Genomic DNA, 18,472 nt, shown 5'->3' on the forward strand with positions numbered 1-18,472 from the left:
AATGTTATGGTTAAAAAAATACTTTTAGTAGTTGTTATGCTTCTTTGTGCTGGATTGAGTGCACAAACCAGAGTTTACAGCGGTTTCCCTGCGGGTAAAGGAATTGCAGTAATAAATGATAAGGCCTACACAATGGTTGGCTCAGAACTTAAAAGTGTATCACTTACACAGTCAAACCCTACGGAACAAGTTGTATCTAGTGGTTATAATAATAGTCCTTTTAATAATATAGCTTTTCAAGGGACAATGATATATAAAGAAGGAAGTGCTTGTGTTATACCAGGAGGAGGTGTTTCTAAATTTGCTTTTGGATATACAAATGGGGCTAAATCAATTATCAATGTTTCAGGTCTTACATCTAATGTTGTATTTAGATATAATAATAATATTCATTTTATAGCAAGAAGAGGATCTTTTTCTAATATAGAGATAAAACGATATACAGGAGGAGGTAATACTACTGTTATAGCTACTTTACCTACTGCTTGGACTAATGTTTATGATGCTGTGGTTGTTGGGGATAATTTATATTATACTTCATATTCGGAAGGAAGAATTTATAGAGTTGATTTATCTGCAAGCTCTCCGAGTGCACAAGTATTCAAATCTGGTTTGTCAGAGCCTTGGGGGATAAGACATACACAAGGGTATCTTTATTTTATTGATGCAGGTTTAAATGGAGGAATTCGAAGAATCTCTGTGAATGGAGGAAGTGTTCAAAATGTAGGAGGAACAATCCCTTACGGAAGAACCTTAGATATTATTGATCAAGATATATATGTTTTATCTCCTGCTTCTGTAGCAAATGGAGGTGGAGTTTATAAATATACTGATCCGAATATTGTTCCTGTATGTAAAGCACCAACAGCTCCTCAAGTAAGTTTTGTGGATGAAACTACGGCAGATGTAAGTTGGACTGCTCCAACGAATTCAGTAGATTCATATGAATTAACGTATGTAGAAACCGGACAACCAATTGGTAATGGTACAACTATCCAAAACATTTCAGGTACTTCAGTTCAGATTAATAATTTTGTTCCAGGAACAAGCTATGATATTTATATTAAAACAAATTGTACGGGTGCATTAACTGCAACATCAAGCAATGTAAAAGTGGTTTATGTTGCAAAATCTTGTAATAAACCAAATAATGTTAGAGGAGTATTAACTGGAGCAACAACGGCTGACATCACATGGGATCCAGTTGCGGAATTTGTTGATTCGTATGAATTGACCTATGTTGATGCTGGACAACCTATAAGTTCAGGAACAACAATTCAAAATATTTCTGGAACAACAGCTTCTTTAACAGGCTTAGTAAATGATCAAGAGTATGATGTTTATGTAAGAACAAACTGTGATAACAGATTTAGTGGTCCTTCTGACTACCAAAAAATAACTTATGGTCAAACTACTCGTGTATATGTAAATCAATTTGCTACAGGAAGTAATACAGGAGGATCATGGACTAATGCTTATACAAGTTTAGAAACAGCATTAGCAAATAATCTAAATGGTAAAACAGAGGTTTGGATAGCAAGAGGAACATATACTCCTTCATCAAATAATAGAAACACGAGATTTGAATTTAATGTTGATGGATTATTAATCTATGGTGGTTTTGCTGGAAATGAAACAAACTTAAATCAAAGAGATTATTTAAGTAATAAAACAATCTTAAGTGGGGATTTGTTGAGAAATGATGATACTAATGTTACGTTTAACAATACTACCAGAAGTGATAATAGCTTAAGAGTTATTAATGTTGCTGGAAACAATATAGTAATTGATGGAATTACAATTTCTGGTGGTTATGCAGATGCAACTTCTGGAGATGGTAGATTTGGAGCAGGATTATCTCTTAGTCCTAACATAAGTAACTTCACAATAAAAAACACAACAGTCAAAGATAATGTTGCTTATTGGGCGGCAGGATTAAATTTATCGGCAGATAGATCAGGAACAGTAAATATATCAGTAGATGCTTGTGTTTTTGATAATAATTTAAGTTCTAATTCAGCAACAGCGATGTATGTTATTCCTAGAGAAGGAACTAATACTACCAATTTTAGATTGACAAATTCATTGTTCAAAAATAATAGAACGGCAGATGATGGATCTAGAAAAGGTAAAGGAGGAATGGTTTGGGTTAGAGCATATTATACAGGAACTGTAATTTCTGCGAACATTATTAATAATACATTTGTTAATAATCTTAATGAAGGAACGGATGCAAATTCAGATTTTGCAACAGTTGCTGTAAGTAGAAGAACAGGGAGTTATGGAAATGGTTATATAGCAAACAATATTTTCTGGGGAAATAAAAACAATAATGGAAATGTAGCTTTAGCTCTTGGTAAAGGAGGAGGAACTAATATTACAAATAATTTCGCAGCCTTTAACAGTATAGATGAGGATAATTTTTCTAACGTAAGTACAAAGTCAAATACAAGTAATAGTGATCCTTTGTTTACTGATGCTGCTAATGAAGATTTTACAATACAAACTACTTCGCCAGCAAAAGATAGCGGTGCTAATAATAGAATACCTTCGGGAATATCAACTGATTTATATGGTAATCAACGTATTTTTAATGCTACTGTTGATATGGGAGCGTATGAATTTGGACCAGCGGCTCCTGTCATTAAAAAGGCCTTAAATGTAACTGCTACCAATGGTTCGGTAGCTATAAGTCCTAGTTCGGCAGATGGACTTTATGTAGATGGTACTTCTGTTGTATTGACTGCTACTCCAGATGCAGGTTATCAATTTAATGGATGGAGTGGAGATGCAACTGGGACAACAAATCCGTTAACGATTACAATGGATGCTGATAAAACAATAACGGCTGTATTTATAAAGGTTCAACGAACGTTGACTATAAATGCTACAAATGGTTCGGTAAGTACAAACCCAAATCCAACCAGCGGAACATACGATGATGGAACTTCAGTTATATTGACTGCTACACCTGCTTCAGGATATCAATTTGATGGATGGAGCGGCGATGCTACAGGAACTGCAAATCCATTAACGATTACAATGGATGCAGATAAAACAGTTACAGCTACTTTTAGCCCAATTCAACGTACATTAACGCTAAATGCTACAAACGGTTCTATAAGTACAAACCCTAACCCAGTTTCAGGAACTTATGATAACGGAACTTCAGTTCAACTGACTGCTACTCCTGATACGGGTTATCAATTCGATGGTTGGAGTGGAGATGCTACAGGAACTACAAATCCATTAACGATTACTATGGATGCTGATAAAACAGTTACAGCTACTTTTAGTCAAATTCAACGTACTTTAACAATTAACGTAACAGGTAATGGTAGTGTAACTCCTACAAGCGGTACAACTTATAATGATGGAGATATGGCGACTTTAACAGCTACTCCAGATGCGGGATGGGAATTCGTTGGATGGAGTAATGATGCTAGTGGAAGTACAAATCCATTAACAATTACCATGAATGCTGATAAGGCAGTAACAGCAACTTTTGCTAGAATTCAGCGAACATTAACAATTAATATAACCGGTAATGGTACTGTAACTCCTCCAAGTGGTTCAATTTATAATGATGGTACTGTGGCAACAGTAACTGCTACACCTGCTGCGGGATATCAATTTGATGGCTGGACTGGAGATGCTACAGGCACTACAAATCCATTAACCATTACCATGGATGCAGATAAAACAGTTACAGCTATATTTAGTCCAATTCAACGAACATTAACTATAAATGCTACAAATGGTTCAGTGAGTACAAATCCAAATCCAACTGGAGGAACTTATGATAATGGAACTTCGGTTCAATTAACAGCTACTCCAGATGCAGGGTATCAGTTTGATGGATGGAGTGGAGACGCTACAGGTACTACAAATCCATTAATTATTACTATGGATGCTGACAAAACTGTTACAGCTATGTTTAGTGCAGTTACTGCGAGTGTGGTTGATGAAGAATTTAATAAAGGAGTTAAGGTCTATCCTATTCCAGCATCAAGTGTATTAACTGTTGATGTTCTTAATAATTATGAGATTAAAAGAATTGTAATTTATAGTATTCTTGGTAAAAGAATTATAGAAACGAAAGAATCAAAAATTGATGTTTCTAATTTAGTTAACGGAGTTTACATTTTAAAAGTTACAGATTCGGAGGGAAGAGTTGCATCTAGGAGAATAATTAAGAAATAGATATGCAAAAAATAAAAAAATATCAACTCGAAATTTTGCTCTTTGTGTTGTACGGTATATTATTTTATTTAATGTTTTGCATATTTTAAATCAAAAGGTCATTTAATAACTAATTTTAAATGGCCTTTTTTATATTAGAACTAGATTTTAAAGAATTATTATTAGTAACTGTTTCATTATAATTTTAAATCAATAATATCATATTGAAGATTTTAAAAAAAAATGATATTGGAAAGTATTTCCAAAGAGCACTTTTATTTTTAATATACATCTATTCGGTAATTTCCGTTTCTGCTCAACATCCAGTTTATTATGAACTTACAGAGAAGGATGGATTACCTGATATTGAGTTTTATGATGTAGTTGAAGATAATAATGGATTTATTTGGCTAGCTGCAAATAAAGGGTTGTTCCGATACGATGGAAAAACATTTAAAAATTATACACATCCTCAAAAAAAAGGACTATCAGTTTTCAATCTTCAATTTGATAAACAAGGTCGTTTGTGGTGTAATAATATTTCAGGTCAGTATTTTTTTATTGAGAATGATATACTTCATTATTTTACAGATGTTAATGTCAAAAAGAAAGGACAACTATCTGAATTTTTCATTCATAATAATAAGTTATTTGTAAGTGGTGCAGGTATTTGTGTAACGATAGATATTCAAACAAAACAAAAAAAAAGAATAAGAGGAGGAACATCGGATAGTGCTTTTTTTAAGCATAATGATAGTGTGTTCTATGTTTTAAAAACCTCCGTTTATACTGAGTTTGACCAGTTTAAAAAGCCTGTAGATTATATTGATACCAAGGGTTCAATAGGAAACGGTTTACCCTATGTGAAAATCAGAAATCTTGGAGAAAAAAACGCCATTCTTTTGCAGGTTTATGATCCACATAAACGGGGAGTAAAGTTGTTTTTAAGAGAAAAAGGTAAAATTACCTCTTTACCGAAACAATTATTTAAGTCTCGAATTACAATTATTGATGCTTTAGTTGAAGATGATTTTATATGGATAGCCACACCAAATGGATTACACACTTATACCTATAATAATAGCACATTTGAAAACCAAAACATATTTTTTAAGGATTATTATATTACGAAAATCTTAAAGGATCAACGAAATAACTACTGGGTAACTACTTTGAAAAATGGGATTTTTATTATTCCTAATAAGAACCTAAAATATTTTAAAGACTTTAAACATCATCATATTACAGCATTAGAAAAATTAGATAATCAACGATTAATTTTTGGAACAAATAAAGGTCTATTAGTACAAAAGAATATAATAACAGGTAAAGTAAATAAACTAAAATCATACTCCAGAGAGGGCATTAATATTATAGCTAGTAATGGGAATGGCAAGTTATTTATTAGTCATAATAACAAAGGTTATATAAAAACACAAAATAAAAGTCTTTTTGTTAATAATAGAGCTAGTAAATTTCCAGCGCCTAAAGGAGTATCCTTTATTAATCAGAATAAATTTGTGATTGGTCAGTTTGATAGATCAAGAATTTTCGATCTTAATAGTAATGAATTTACCAAAATAGAGCAGAAACGTTCTTATAGTACACATTATAATAAACAAACGGAGAAAATCTATATCGGTTATGTCGATGGACTAGAATATTATAATAATAATGGTCTAGAAGGTCGCAAAATTATGTTTGATGATAAGCCTATTTTCGCTTTAGATATTACTAATACTTCTGATAATGTAATATGGGTAGCTACTTTTTCTGATGGAATTATTGGGGTTAAAAATGGAGAAGTAATTAAAAATTACAACACAAATAACGGTTTACTTTCTAATAATACATCAATAGTAAAAGCTAATGGCACTGATTTATGGATTGCTACTGATAAAGGGATACAAAGATTGGATACTAAATCCGAAAATTTTTATAACATTACAACTAAAGATGGATTAACTACTTTCAATGTTGCTGATATTATTGTGTATGAAAATCAGGTGATTTTTGGTACTAATAATGGTTTATTCCAACTGGATATATCGAAAGGCTTTAAACCTCAGAAACTTCCAAGTTTTTATATTACTAAAGTTTTAGTAAAGGATGAGGAGGTTGAAATAAAAGATGCGTATAAATTAAATCCAGAAGAAAATAAATTACAATTTTTCTTTCATGCCAATGGATTCATGGCGGAAGAAGATTGTTACTATCAATATCGATTGCTTGGAGCATCTAATGATTGGAATTACGTTTCTAAAAACAATAATCAAATAACTTTTAATAGTTTATCTCCAGGTAAATATACTTTTCAAATTAAAAAGGTCTTACAATCTAATAATCTTGAATCTTCTATAAAGTCAGTAGAAATAACTATTCAAAAACCGTATTATTTACAGCTATGGTTTATTGTATTATCCCTTACAATTCTAGCTGTATTAGTAATTCTATTAGTAAAATATAGAATACATAAACTTAAAAAACAGCAACAAGTATTTTTAGAGAAAGAAAGATTGCAAAATCAAATGGTAGCTTCCAAGTTGAAAAGTTTACAATCCCAACTTAATCCGCATTTCATATTTAATGCAATGAATGCTATACAGGGTTTAATTATAAAAGACAATAAAAAAAGTGCCTATACTTATCTTAGTAAATTTGCATCTTTAATGCGAGATAATCTTGAAATGAGTGAAAGGAGTTTTGTTCATTTTAATGATGAAATAGCACATTTAAAAAAGTATTTAGATCTTGAAAAACTTCGTTTTGAGGATGCTTTTAATTATAAAATAGTTAATGCAGAAGACATTGATAATATAAAAATACCCTCAACTATTATTCAGCCATTTATTGAAAATGCAATTAAGCATGGATTATTACATAAAAGAACTGGTGATAAAATAGTTATAATTTCATTTGAACAAAAGAGTAACACATTAATATGTACTATTAAAGATAATGGAGTTGGAGTTGAAAAATCTAAACTGATTAATAAAAGTAATAATAGCAATTCATTTTCAACAAAAGCAATTGAGGAAAAGTTACTCCTTCTAAAAAAATATTACCAAACAGATATTGGTTTTGACTACGAAAAAGTAAACTCAGGAACTAAAGTTATACTTAGGATTCCATTTACTTATAATGATTAGTATTTATTAGGAAATAAATTCGAGTGTTAGGAAGTAAAACAAATTATAAATTAAATCAATTTACTAAGTTTCTATGATGAAAGAAATGATAACAGCTATACTTGTGGATGATGAAACATCAGCAAGAGACAATTTACGTTTTCTATTAAACTCATATTGTAATACAGTAGAAATTATTGGTGAAGCTTCTAATGTTGATGATGCTATTATAGAAATTCATAATAAGAAACCTCAGTTAGTGTTTTTGGATATTGAAATGCCAGAGAAAAATGGATTTCAACTGCTACACGCCTTTCCTGATCCTTTATTTCAAGTAATATTTGTAACTGCATATAGTCAATATGCTATAAAAGCATTTAAAATTGCGGCGATAGATTATTTACTAAAACCAGTTGAGATTGATATCCTTGTTAAATCTGTTGAAAAAGCTGTAATGCAAATTAATAAAACAATAGCCCAACAAGAACTCGAAGTACTTAGAGCTAATAAAACTGAAGTTACCAAAATTGGAGTGCCGTATCAACAAGGTTATGTAATTATAGATATTTCAGATATTGAAAGTATACAAGCAGATCGAATGTATAGTCGTATAAATACGAAAAATCAAAAAACTTATGTGTCTGCAAAAAAACTACAATATTACGAAGAGTTACTAAGTGAAAATGGTATAATTCGAGTGCATCGATCTTGGCTTATAAATTTTTCTGCAATTACCTTATATTCTAAAAAAGATAGGGTTATAGAACTAAATCATAATAATCGAGTTCCGTTGAGTAAAGGATTTAAAAGCACTTTCGAAATGAACTTTAAAATGTAATTGGTCATGGTATTCGGAAAAAAAAAAGACGCTTTGGAAGTATAAAAAGTTCTGATCAAATTCAATAGCATTCATTTGTAGTATAAATATATTTAATTGAATGTTATGGTTAAAAAAATACTTTTATTGTTAGTGGTATTTGTGATAACAACTAGCACAGCACAGGTTCCTACAAATGGGTTATTGTCCTATTATAAATTTTCTAATGGAAGCTTTACAAATGAAGTCACTAACGGGGTAAATCTTCAAACGGCTAACCTTTCTGTAACTAATCTTATTAGAGATAGATTTGGAGTTCAAATGGCTGCTTTGAATAGTAATTCGAATAATGATGGACTTAAAAGAGCTAACTTCTCTATATCAAATGCATCTACTTTGAGTTTTTGGATTAAAACTTCTGTAAATGATGCTAATAATAGACATATTATAGATAAATCAGATAAAGTTTTTCCTAACTTTAGTTCAGCTACCTCTCCAGTTGCAGGATTCAATAGTAGTGGTTTTTCAGTTGTCTTAAGAAATGGAAAAATAGGGTTAGAATATCGTTTTGCTAAATATCATTTTGCAACAAATATACAATTTGCGAAAAGAGAGAATTTTGCAAACACAATAGTTTCTGATTCGCAATGGCATCATATTGCAGTTACATTTAATTTTTCTGATTTACCTAATCAAATAAAAAGAATTGTTACAAAAATTTACATTGATGGGGTTGAAGAAGGTGTTTTGTCTACTGACGAATTTAGATATAATCCTACCTCTGTATATGGAATAGATAAAAATGTTGATGCGTTTTTATTCAGAGCTGAAAAAAATTCATTCCCAAGTGTATATAATTATTCGTCTGATTTTGATGATTTAGCAATATTTAATCGAGTTTTATCTCTTAGTGAAATTCAAAATATCTATACAGAAAATAATGATTGTTTTGTCTCTAATGATGTTGATTTTTCAATAACAAATTTTGGAAATAACTCTGTTAATGTAAACATTAATGATACAGGGGATTTTGATATAGCTTATCATAAAGAAACAGATTCATTTTCTACAGCAACAATAGTTTCTGGAGTCTCAAGCGGTGTAACTACTTTACAAAATTTAGCTAAAAACGTAAATTATAAAATCTACGTAAAGCAACAGGTATGTTCAGATCCAATGTTAGGTTGGTCTTCTCCTAAGACTACTTTATTACCAGGTCCTTTTTTCGTAAACGTTAACGCGACCGGAAATAATACAGGTTCCGATTGGGCTAATGCATTCAATAATATACAAAATGCCTTAGATGTAGCAGGTGCTAATGGAGAGATTTGGGTAGCTAAGGGCGTATATGTTCCTACAACAACATCTAGAAGTGTTTCTTTAGAATTTAGAAACTCAGGATTAAAAGTTTATGGTGGTTTTGCTGGAACTGAAACATCATTGTCAGACAGGGATATGTCATTAATTCATACTACAAATGAAACTATATTTAGTGGTGATTTAAATGGAGATGATAATGGAACAATCAATTTTACAGAGACTACACGTTCTGAGAATAGTTATCGAGTAGTCAATGTTACTAAAGATAACATTGTAATAGATGGAATTACTATTTCAGGAGGTAATGCGAATGGTTCAGGAAACGATAGATACGGATCTGCTTTAAGCGTGAATACTGGTGTAGTGAATTTTACAATAAGAAATTCACATTTTAAAGATAATACTAGTGTTTTAGGAGCTTTATATTTAAGAGCACAATCTAATAATATGTTAAATTATACTGTTGATGCTTGTATTTTTGAAAATAATTTAAGTTCAAATGTAGCAGCAGGTATTTATGTATTGCCAGAAGCAAATACCACAATGAATTTCACGTTAACGAATTCACTATTTAATAATAATCGTACTGCAAATAATGGCTCTGCTCTAGGACATGGGTTAAGTACAGTTTGGTTGCGTTCATTTAATTCTGGAAATCAAATAGATGCTACTATTGTTAATAATACTTTTGTTAATAATAGAAATGAAGGTACAGGAAATTCAGATTTTGCAACTTTTGGCATAAGTCAACAAAATGGAACCTATGGAACTGTTAATATAGCTAATAATATTTTTTGGGGTAATACAAATAATTCAGGTAATACCGCCTTAGCTTTTGGAAAAAGAACAGATAATAGTATTGCTTCTGGATTAACAGTGTTTAATAGTATTGATGAACAAGGTTTTTCTAATATTTCTTCAGGAAATTTAACAAATACATCTAATTCCGATCCATTATTTACAAATGTTACTGGCGGAGATTTTACATTACAAAGTAATTCTCCTGCAATAGATTCTGGTAGTAACACTAAAATTCCAGCTAGTATTTCAGTAGATTTATTAAATAATAATAGAATTCATAATACTAATGTGGATATTGGGGCTTATGAATTTGGAGCTTCACCTTTCATAATTCAACACACATTAACATTAAATGCTACAAATGGAACAGTAAGCACAAATCCAAATCCAACAGGAGGGACTTATGATAATGGAACTTCAGTTGTATTAACAGCTACACCAGCTTCAGGATATCAATTTGATGGATGGAGCGGCGATGCCACAGGAACTACAAATCCGTTAACAATTGTTATGAACGAGGATAAAACTATTGCACCAATGTTTAGTCTAATCCCTGTCCAATATACATTAACTATTAATGCTTCAAATGGTACAGTTAGTACAAATCCAAATGCAACAGGAGGAACTTACGATGATGGAACATCAGTTGAATTGACAGCTACTCCAGCTTCAGGATATCAATTTGACGGTTGGAGTGGAGATGCTACAGGAACTACAAATCCATTAACGATCACTATGGATGCTGACAAAACAGTTACAGCAATGTTCAGTAAAATTCAACGTAGATTAACTATTAATGCTTCAAATGGTACAGTTAGTACAAATCCAAATCCAACAGGAGGAACGTATGATGATGGGACTTCAGTTGTATTAACAGCAATACCCGCTACTTCGGGGTATCAATTTGATGGTTGGAGTGGCGATGCAACGGGCACAACAAATCCATTGACAATTGTTATGGATTCTGATAAAACAGTTACAGCAATGTTCAGTAAAATTCAACGTACATTAACAATTAATGCTACAAATGGATCAGTGAGCACAAACCCAAATCCACTAGGAGGAACTTACGATGATGGAACATCAGTTGAGTTGACAGCTACTCCAGATGCAGGATATCAATTTGATGGTTGGAGTGGAAATGCTACTGGAACAACAAATCCATTAACAATTGTTATGGATTCTGATAAAACAGTTACAGCAATGTTCAGTAAAATTCAACGTACATTAACAATTAATGCTACAAATGGATCAGTGAGCACAAACCCAAATCCAGTAGGAGGAACTTACGATGATGGAACATCAGTTGAGTTGACAGCTACTCCAGATGCAGGATATCAATTTGATGGTTGGAGTGGAAATGCTACTGGAACAACAAATCCATTGACAATTGTTATGGATTCTGATAAAACAGTTACAGCAATGTTCAGTAAAATTCAACGCACATTAACTCTAAATGCTACAAATGGAACAGTAAGCACAAATCCAAATCCAACAGGAGGAACATACGATGATGGAACATCAGTTCAATTGACAGCTACTCCAGATGCAGGATATCAATTTGATGGATGGAGTGGAGACGCTACAGGCACAACAAATCCATTAACGATTACTATGGATGCTGATAAAACCGTTACAGCAATATTCAGTAAGATCCAACGTACATTAACTATAAATGCTACTAACGGAACAGTAAACGTAACTAATCCATTTGCACTAAAAGAAGTTGGAGTTAACGGTGGAAAAGTAAATACTCAAACAGGGCAATTTGACGATGGTACAACAATTAGGTTAACAGCTGTCCCTGATTCAGGATACCAATTTGATGGATGGAGCGGAGATGCAACAGGTACTACAAATCCAATAGATATTGTAATGGATTCAGATAAAACTGTTACAGCTATGTTTAGTGCAGTTACTGCGAGCGTGGTTGATGAGGAATTTAATAAAGGAGTTAAAGCTTATCCTATTCCAGTATCAAATGTCTTAACTGTTGATGTTCTTAATAATTATGAGATTAAAAGAATTGTAATTTATAGTATTCTCGGTAAAAGAATTATAGAAACGAAAGAATCAAAAATTGATGTTTCTAATTTAGTTAACGGAGTTTACATTTTAAAAGTTACAGATTCAGAGGGAAGAGTTGCATCTAGAAGAATAATTAAGAAATAGGTATGCAAAAAATAAAAAAATATCAACTCGAAATTTTGCTCTTTGTGTTGTACGGTATATTATTTTATTTAATGTTTTGCATATTTTAAATCAAAACCTGAGGTGTTAAAGCCTCAGGTTTTTTATTTTTAGAGTATGAAGTTTTATCAAAAAGAAATAGTTCTTCCTAGATTTGAGAGAGGATATCATTTAATTACCGAGTTATTACGAAAAGAAATGCCAGAAATAACTTCAATTTCAATAGGACAATTTCAAGTATTTATTAAACATACTTCGGCAAGTTTAACTATAAATGAAAATGCAGATCCGACTGTGCGAATGGATTTTGAGACTCATATTAATAAAATGATTCCTGAAAACATGCCTTACTATAAACATGATTATGAAGGATCGGATGATATGCCAGCACATATTAAATCCTCAATGTTGGGATGTCAAGTTCTAATCCCAATAACTAAGGGTGAACTTAATTTGGGAACTTGGCAAGGTATTTACCTTGGCGAACACAGAAATTATGGGGGAAATCGAAAGGTTGTGATTACTGTATTTGGTGTATAACCTTATTTGTAGTCATTGTTTATACCAATACTAAAACCAAAACGAGTTTCACTTTCACTTCCTAATCGATGAATCGCTATTTTTCCTAATCCGATTTTACTGAACTCGTTGTACGTAATATCGTCTTCTTCAAAAAATAACTTACCGTTAAAACTTTTTTGAGGTACATATTCACTCGGATTATTATTTCCTTGATAAACGCTCAATGATAAAATTTGATCATTTTCATTTATACTACAAGAGAAACCAAAATCATCCCAAATAAGGTACTCATTGCTACTATCTATTTTTCTAGTAGGCTCTCCAAAAATGGTTAATAAATCACTATATATGCAGGGGAAGTTTAATAAGTGGTCATTAACTTTTAGGAAATCAGTTGAACAGTGAATATTAAATTCTTTCTGTTTCTTTTTCTTAAAAAACTTAAGCATAATGTTTTAAAAAAATCTTTTTTCAAAAGTAAATCTATAAAAATATATGACGTGAAAAACAGGAAAAACATGTTTTTTTTAACAGTTAAACCTACTAAAACGTTATATGTCTAAAACTAAATAAATAAACTTTACCGAATATATGTTTGAACACTTTCGTAAATTTGTGTACACAAAATTTTATGGTCTATGAATATACCTCAAACCAGCTTTCCAAGAGTAGTAATTATTGGAGGAGGTTTTGCAGGATTAGCAGCTGCGAAAGGATTAGAAAATGAAGAATTACAAGTTGTATTGTTGGATAAACACAACTATCATACTTTTCAACCCTTATTATATCAAGTGGCAACAGGTGGTCTAGAACCTGATAGTATAGCTTTTCCGTTAAGAAAAAGATTTAATGACATAGAAAACTTTTATTTCCGTTTAGCAGAGGTTACCAATATCAATGCTGAACGAAAAGAAGTAAGTACTTCCATAGGAAGTCTGAGTTATGATTATTTAATTATTGCTACAGGATCTACAACAAATTTCTTTGGAAATACGAATATCGAAAAGTACACTATGGAAATGAAGTCTATTCCGCAATCATTGAATATAAGAAGTTTAATTCTGGAAAACTTTGAAGAAGCGTTGTTGACTTCGGATTTAGAAGAGCGAAAAAAGCTAATGAATTTCGTAATTGTTGGAGGAGGACCTACTGGTGTTGAATTGGCTGGCGCTTTAGCAGAAATGAAAAAAGAAATTTTGCCTAAAGATTATCCAGATTTAGATATTCGTTTGATGAAGATCAATTTGATTCAAAGTTCAGAATCTATATTAAAAGGAATGAGTGAAAAGGCTTCTGAAAAAGCAGAAGATTTTCTAATAAAATTAGGTGTTGATGTTTGGAAGAATTTGAGGGTATTAGATTATGATGGAGAAACCGTTTCAACAAATGGAGAAGATCATTTTAAATCTTCAACGGTAATTTGGGCTGCTGGTGTAAAAGGAGAATCAATTAATGGTTTAGAAGCAGAATGTATTGTTGAAAGAGCTGCACGATATAAAGTCGATGGATACAGCAGAGTAAGTCCACATGAAAATATATTTGCTATTGGTGATGTTGCTTGTATGAATTCAGAAAAATATCCTTACGGTCATCCTATGATGGCGCAACCTGCTATTCAACAAGGAAGATTACTAGCAAAAAATATTTTGGCAGAATTGAAAGGTAAAAACATGAAGCCATTTATTTATAATGACAAAGGTTCTATGGCAACTATTGGAAGAAATAAAGCCGTAGTAGATTTGCCAAAATGGAAGTTTCAAGGAGTTTTTGCTTGGTTTGTGTGGATGTTTGTTCACTTATTTTCTCTTATTGGATTTAGAAATAAGGCTGTAGTCTTTTTGAATTGGGTATACAATTATATTCGATTCGATAGAGAAACGAGATTAATTATCAGACCATATAAAAATAAGAATGAGTATTCTTTTAAAAATGAGATATAAAAAAAGCGCCTTTTGGGCGCTTTTTAATTTGTGAATTTTCTTAAGATTATTCTCTATCTGTAGAAGTTGTTCTTACCTCATTATCTTGATCAACTATGATTTCATAGTCTGCACAAAATCCCATTTCAACTTCTTCGACGATTTCTTCATTGTTCTTTAAAACAATGGTATATGTTACTTGCCCTGGTGAATAACTTCTAAATTCAGAAGCTTTACCAGGTTCTATATTATTAATGTTTTCCGTATTTCCACCTGTGGTTTTAACTTGAACACTAACTTCCTCGCTTCCCAAGTTTGTAACTCTTGCTCTTGGGTTTTCGTTGTTACATTCTGAACAGCCTGTAAAAATAGTAGAGGACATGATAATTAATAAAAGAATGAACTTTTTAAACGATTTCATGTTTAATATTAAGGGGTTATTTCGGGCGCGAAGATAACCTTTTTAAACTAAAACGTTGTAATTAACAATACTAACGTGTTTACAATTAACAACAACCAGAATTTGGATCACAAGATGTATTTTGATTTTGTAAGTCTGAAAGACGAACTTTTAATTTAGGTTGTGGAGTTATACCACATTGATCTTCAGCTAAACATGCAGTTGCCGTATTGGTGAGTAAAAAAGATGTTCCATCAAAACCTAAACCATACTTTCCTATAGTTTCCCCTTGATATTCAACCTCAATATCAACATCTTTTAAATTTAAGGTCTTTTCAGATAATTCAATAATATGAATTAACTTTTCTGGATTTAATCTATGGTTGTAATCATTAGCATTCCATAGCTGAAAGTTTACACGTTCTTCTTTACGTAGAACTCCTCCGCAATCAATAAAATGTTTAGTTACTTTACCAACTTCTGTAACGTGAAAATGTTCTGGAACCAAATCTCCATTTGGAAGTTGAAAAGCTATTGTTTCTAATTTAGATAAATGCTGTTTTATTTCTGATAATGTCATACTGGATTAATTTAATTGTGATAAAACGTAATACATTTCTGATGCGATTTGATTACTTCGTGTTAAATAAACTTCGCTTTGGGCATCTGTATTATCTGATATTTTAGGATCTTCATAAGTTATTGGGACTCTAATTTCTGAACCCGCTACAAAAGGACAACCGCCATCAGCTTCGGAACAAGTCATAATTGCCGCGAAACTTGAATTTGGATTGAATTCATCGTCATACTTCTTAGAAAATCCAATTATAGGTAGTGAAGTTAGATCATATTTAATTGCATAAACTGGATTTGATTCTTCACTTAACTTCTGAACTTTAAAGCCTTGATTTTTTAAAGTGTCAACTATTGGTCTTGCCATTGCTGTAGCTTCTGTTCCACCAGAATAAGTGGTTATAGAATCAATATTAAAATGATTTGCAAGAGTTTGCATCCAAATCTGTCCTAGGTGACTTCTTCTTGAATTATGTGTACATATATAATTGATTCGAATAGCCTCTTTTTTGTCTCTTTTTTCTTGTAAATAGGAGATAAGAGGGTTTAATATTTCTTTTCTCTCTTCTGTAATAGGGATTTGAGAAATGTTGTCTATTGTTTGTTCTAATGTTTTGTTCATTGTAATATTACGATTAAATGTTTTAAATTTTTTTAGCAACATTTATTTTGTTCATATGAAAATATCGAAAGGAAATTTTTTAAAATCAAGTTGATTTCAGCCCATTTATCTTCATTTAAACAGTAGCATATACTTGTTCCTTCAATAGTTCCTTTAATAATTTCCATTCTCTTTAATTCTTTTAGATGTTGAGAAATCGTTGGTTGAGCCAGTCCTATTTCATTTACCAAATCACCACAAATACAGGTTTTAGCTTTTGCTAAATACTCCAGAATCGCAATACGAGCAGGATGACCAAGCACTTTAGCGATACTTGCTATTTCATTCTGCTCTTGCGTAAATATTTCAGATTTTGTTAATCCCATTAATAAATTTATATATTGCAATATTACGATTAATATTTTAAATAAACTATTCTTTTTGTTCGTTAGCTTTCTTTATAATGGCCTTCAATCGTGCTTTATGTTGCAGTTTTTCCTCTCTTAACTTATTCTTTTTTTGTTGCATAAGTCTAGAATGTTTGGCTTTATTAACAGTGTTTTTAGCTTTACCTTTTTTTGACATTGTTTTTCTAACTATTTGAAAAGCAAAAATACATCCTGTTTTTTTAGGATAGCAATTTTTTTCTAAAATCGTCTATTTTTTGTTTTGCTTCATCATGTAATTCGTTTGTATCTGAATTAAACCAAGCATGAATATCGTCAATATACGTCATGCCTAAATATTTTGAACTTTCTATAAAAGGCATTTCAAATCCTGTTCTTCTATCATTTTCTCCTGAATTGCTGATCATTGCCATTTTTTTACCTCTCATTTTTCGTCCTAAGTCTTTTTTGTAATGCAGTAGATCAGAAAGTCGATCAAAAAATACTTTTAATATTCCGCTCATTGTATACCAATATACAGGAGTAGCAAAAATTATTGTGTCGTATGTGTTTACGATTTTTTCCATTAACGGTAAGAAATCATCCTTAGCATTTTCGAAATCGTAATTGAAATGTCCAATTTTCTTATCAATCAAGTCAATAACATCAAAATCCGAATTGGAGTTTAAATAGTCGACTACTTTTTGAGTATTTCCTGCTCTTTTAGAACTTGCTTTAATTATTACAGTTGATTTCATAAGTATTTATTTACCTATAAAATTAGATGGCAATACTAAAAGATGAACAGCTATTTGATTCTAATTTTTGATAGCTAGCAAGAAAAAACCGATTGAATATATTTGGATTATAACTCGATTTGTGTACCGCCTTGAACTGAAAGGTTTTCATCTTTAATAATAAGTACTAATCGTAAAGTGTCTTCTTTAATAACTAGATCAGGAATGGCTAATTCTAATGTTCCAGAATTTTTATCAGTAAGAGAAATTACTTTTTCAGTAACGGCTATATTCGAGTTGTATAAAGTTCGATTTCGATTTTCACCTCGTTTCACTTTCGTTGTTCTATTATTAATAACAAGAATTGCCTCGAGATATTTGTCTTTTATATCGCCTTGAATTGAATAGTTGAATGAAACAGATTTGACTTCTTTTTTTACATCGGATAACATAATGCTATTTGAAGCTGTCTCTTTTAAATATCTTTTTACCTTATTATAAATAGTAACTTCATTAGAACCTACCAAATGTTCGTTTCCGTTAATTACCAATTGTGGAGTGTAAATAGAGTTACTTCTGAATTTTTGTCCATAATACCTTTGTTTATCTGTAAATCTCTTTTTCGAAAAGGGATCTTTCCATCCAATATAATTCCAATAATCCACGTGGTAAGCAATCGGAATTACAGTTTCGGTATCTAACTTTTCTTTAATTCTATATAACGCATCATCTGCAGGTGGACAACTAGAACAGCCTTGAGAAGTAAATAATTCTAAAACCACAACAGGTTTTTGTTGAGCGTTTAATGTTAAAGCGATAAAAAATAGAATGATAACTATACGATTCAAAACGATAAAAGATTTAATTTTCTAATAAGTAGTATTCCTTGTTAAAGA

General features: G+C 31.3%; 14 protein-coding genes. 6 read left to right on the top strand and 8 right to left on the bottom strand.

Annotated elements, in window-relative coordinates:
* The first annotated feature begins 6 nt into the window (after window positions 1-6).
* The 5 genes from ABNT61_RS18335 (at window position 7) to ABNT61_RS18355 (ending at window position 12,978) form a co-directional block, all read left to right on the top strand.
* Window positions 7-4,203 (top strand): InlB B-repeat-containing protein, encoded by a 4,197-nt coding sequence (locus ABNT61_RS18335; RefSeq protein ID WP_348744297.1) that lies wholly within the window; start codon window positions 7-9, stop codon window positions 4,201-4,203.
* 203 nt (window positions 4,204-4,406) lie between these two features.
* Entirely contained in the window at window positions 4,407-7,331 is a 2,925-nt protein-coding gene (locus ABNT61_RS18340) for a histidine kinase (RefSeq protein ID WP_348744298.1), read from the top strand.
* A gap of 73 nt (window positions 7,332-7,404) precedes the next feature.
* The gene (locus ABNT61_RS18345; RefSeq protein WP_348744299.1) at window positions 7,405-8,148 is read left to right on the top strand and encodes a LytR/AlgR family response regulator transcription factor; all 744 of its coding nucleotides are present in this window, start codon (window positions 7,405-7,407) and stop codon (window positions 8,146-8,148) included.
* Window positions 8,149-8,253: 105 nt separating this feature from the next.
* Complete coding sequence (locus ABNT61_RS18350) at window positions 8,254-12,420, top strand: InlB B-repeat-containing protein (protein ID WP_348744300.1); 4,167 nt, start codon at window positions 8,254-8,256, stop codon at window positions 12,418-12,420.
* Between the two features lie 135 nt (window positions 12,421-12,555).
* Entirely contained in the window at window positions 12,556-12,978 is a 423-nt protein-coding gene (locus tag ABNT61_RS18355; RefSeq protein ID WP_348744301.1) for a secondary thiamine-phosphate synthase enzyme YjbQ, read from the top strand.
* 2 nt (window positions 12,979-12,980) lie between these two features.
* On the opposite strand, the gene ABNT61_RS18360 is transcribed toward ABNT61_RS18355, so the two are convergent.
* Complete coding sequence (locus tag ABNT61_RS18360; protein WP_348744302.1) at window positions 12,981-13,409, bottom strand: hypothetical protein; 429 nt, start codon at window positions 13,407-13,409, stop codon at window positions 12,981-12,983.
* A 189-nt stretch (window positions 13,410-13,598) separates the two neighbouring features.
* Here ABNT61_RS18360 and ABNT61_RS18365 point away from each other — a divergent pair, with 189 nt between their 5' ends.
* Window positions 13,599-14,900 (top strand): NAD(P)/FAD-dependent oxidoreductase, encoded by a 1,302-nt coding sequence (locus ABNT61_RS18365; RefSeq protein WP_348744303.1) that lies wholly within the window; start codon window positions 13,599-13,601, stop codon window positions 14,898-14,900.
* A gap of 46 nt (window positions 14,901-14,946) precedes the next feature.
* On the opposite strand, the gene ABNT61_RS18370 is transcribed toward ABNT61_RS18365, so the two are convergent.
* From ABNT61_RS18370 to ABNT61_RS18400, 7 genes are all read right to left on the bottom strand, one after another.
* Entirely contained in the window at window positions 14,947-15,300 is a 354-nt protein-coding gene (locus ABNT61_RS18370) for a hypothetical protein (RefSeq protein ID WP_348744304.1), read from the bottom strand.
* Window positions 15,301-15,385: 85 nt separating this feature from the next.
* Window positions 15,386-15,859, bottom strand: a complete 474-nt coding sequence (locus ABNT61_RS18375) for a DUF6428 family protein (protein ID WP_348744305.1) — start codon at window positions 15,857-15,859, stop codon at window positions 15,386-15,388.
* Window positions 15,860-15,865: 6 nt separating this feature from the next.
* The gene (locus ABNT61_RS18380; protein ID WP_348744306.1) at window positions 15,866-16,474 is read right to left on the bottom strand and encodes a protein-tyrosine-phosphatase; all 609 of its coding nucleotides are present in this window, start codon (window positions 16,472-16,474) and stop codon (window positions 15,866-15,868) included.
* A gap of 32 nt (window positions 16,475-16,506) precedes the next feature.
* A complete protein-coding gene (locus ABNT61_RS18385) occupies window positions 16,507-16,839 on the bottom strand; it encodes a metalloregulator ArsR/SmtB family transcription factor (protein ID WP_348713638.1) in 333 nt (110 codons plus the stop codon).
* 46 nt (window positions 16,840-16,885) lie between these two features.
* Window positions 16,886-17,038 carry a hypothetical protein gene (locus tag ABNT61_RS18390; protein WP_348713639.1) on the bottom strand — a complete coding sequence of 51 codons (153 nt, stop codon included), beginning with the start codon at window positions 17,036-17,038 and terminating at the stop codon, window positions 16,886-16,888.
* Window positions 17,039-17,081: 43 nt separating this feature from the next.
* Window positions 17,082-17,597, bottom strand: a complete 516-nt coding sequence (locus ABNT61_RS18395) for an NAD(P)H-dependent oxidoreductase (RefSeq protein ID WP_348744307.1) — start codon at window positions 17,595-17,597, stop codon at window positions 17,082-17,084.
* A 107-nt stretch (window positions 17,598-17,704) separates the two neighbouring features.
* Window positions 17,705-18,424, bottom strand: coding sequence for a DUF1223 domain-containing protein (locus ABNT61_RS18400; protein WP_348744308.1), 720 nt, complete (start codon window positions 18,422-18,424; stop codon window positions 17,705-17,707).
* Window positions 18,425-18,472 lie beyond the last annotated feature (48 nt).

It is taken from the genome of Tenacibaculum sp. 190524A05c (assembly GCF_964036595.1).
GTDB classification, from domain to species: domain Bacteria; phylum Bacteroidota; class Bacteroidia; order Flavobacteriales; family Flavobacteriaceae; genus Polaribacter; species Polaribacter platacis.

Bases quoted from the DNA above. Each gene is read 5' to 3' on its own strand.
- ABNT61_RS18355 (WP_348744301.1), top strand. From the start codon at position 12,556: ATGAAGTTTTATCAAAAAGAAATAGTTCTTCCTAGATTTGAGAGAGGA.
- ABNT61_RS18335 (WP_348744297.1), top strand. From the start codon at position 7: ATGGTTAAAAAAATACTTTTAGTAGTTGTTATGCTTCTTTGTGCTGGA.
- ABNT61_RS18375 (WP_348744305.1), bottom strand. From the start codon at position 15,859: ATGACATTATCAGAAATAAAACAGCATTTATCTAAATTAGAAACAATA.
- ABNT61_RS18380 (WP_348744306.1), bottom strand. From the start codon at position 16,474: ATGAACAAAACATTAGAACAAACAATAGACAACATTTCTCAAATCCCT.
- ABNT61_RS18345 (WP_348744299.1), top strand. From the start codon at position 7,405: ATGATGAAAGAAATGATAACAGCTATACTTGTGGATGATGAAACATCA.
- ABNT61_RS18370 (WP_348744304.1), bottom strand. From the start codon at position 15,300: ATGAAATCGTTTAAAAAGTTCATTCTTTTATTAATTATCATGTCCTCT.
- ABNT61_RS18350 (WP_348744300.1), top strand. From the start codon at position 8,254: ATGGTTAAAAAAATACTTTTATTGTTAGTGGTATTTGTGATAACAACT.
- ABNT61_RS18395 (WP_348744307.1), bottom strand. From the start codon at position 17,597: ATGAAATCAACTGTAATAATTAAAGCAAGTTCTAAAAGAGCAGGAAAT.
- ABNT61_RS18360 (WP_348744302.1), bottom strand. From the start codon at position 13,409: ATGCTTAAGTTTTTTAAGAAAAAGAAACAGAAAGAATTTAATATTCAC.
- ABNT61_RS18385 (WP_348713638.1), bottom strand. From the start codon at position 16,839: ATGGGATTAACAAAATCTGAAATATTTACGCAAGAGCAGAATGAAATA.
- ABNT61_RS18365 (WP_348744303.1), top strand. From the start codon at position 13,599: ATGAATATACCTCAAACCAGCTTTCCAAGAGTAGTAATTATTGGAGGA.
- ABNT61_RS18390 (WP_348713639.1), bottom strand. From the start codon at position 17,038: ATGTCAAAAAAAGGTAAAGCTAAAAACACTGTTAATAAAGCCAAACAT.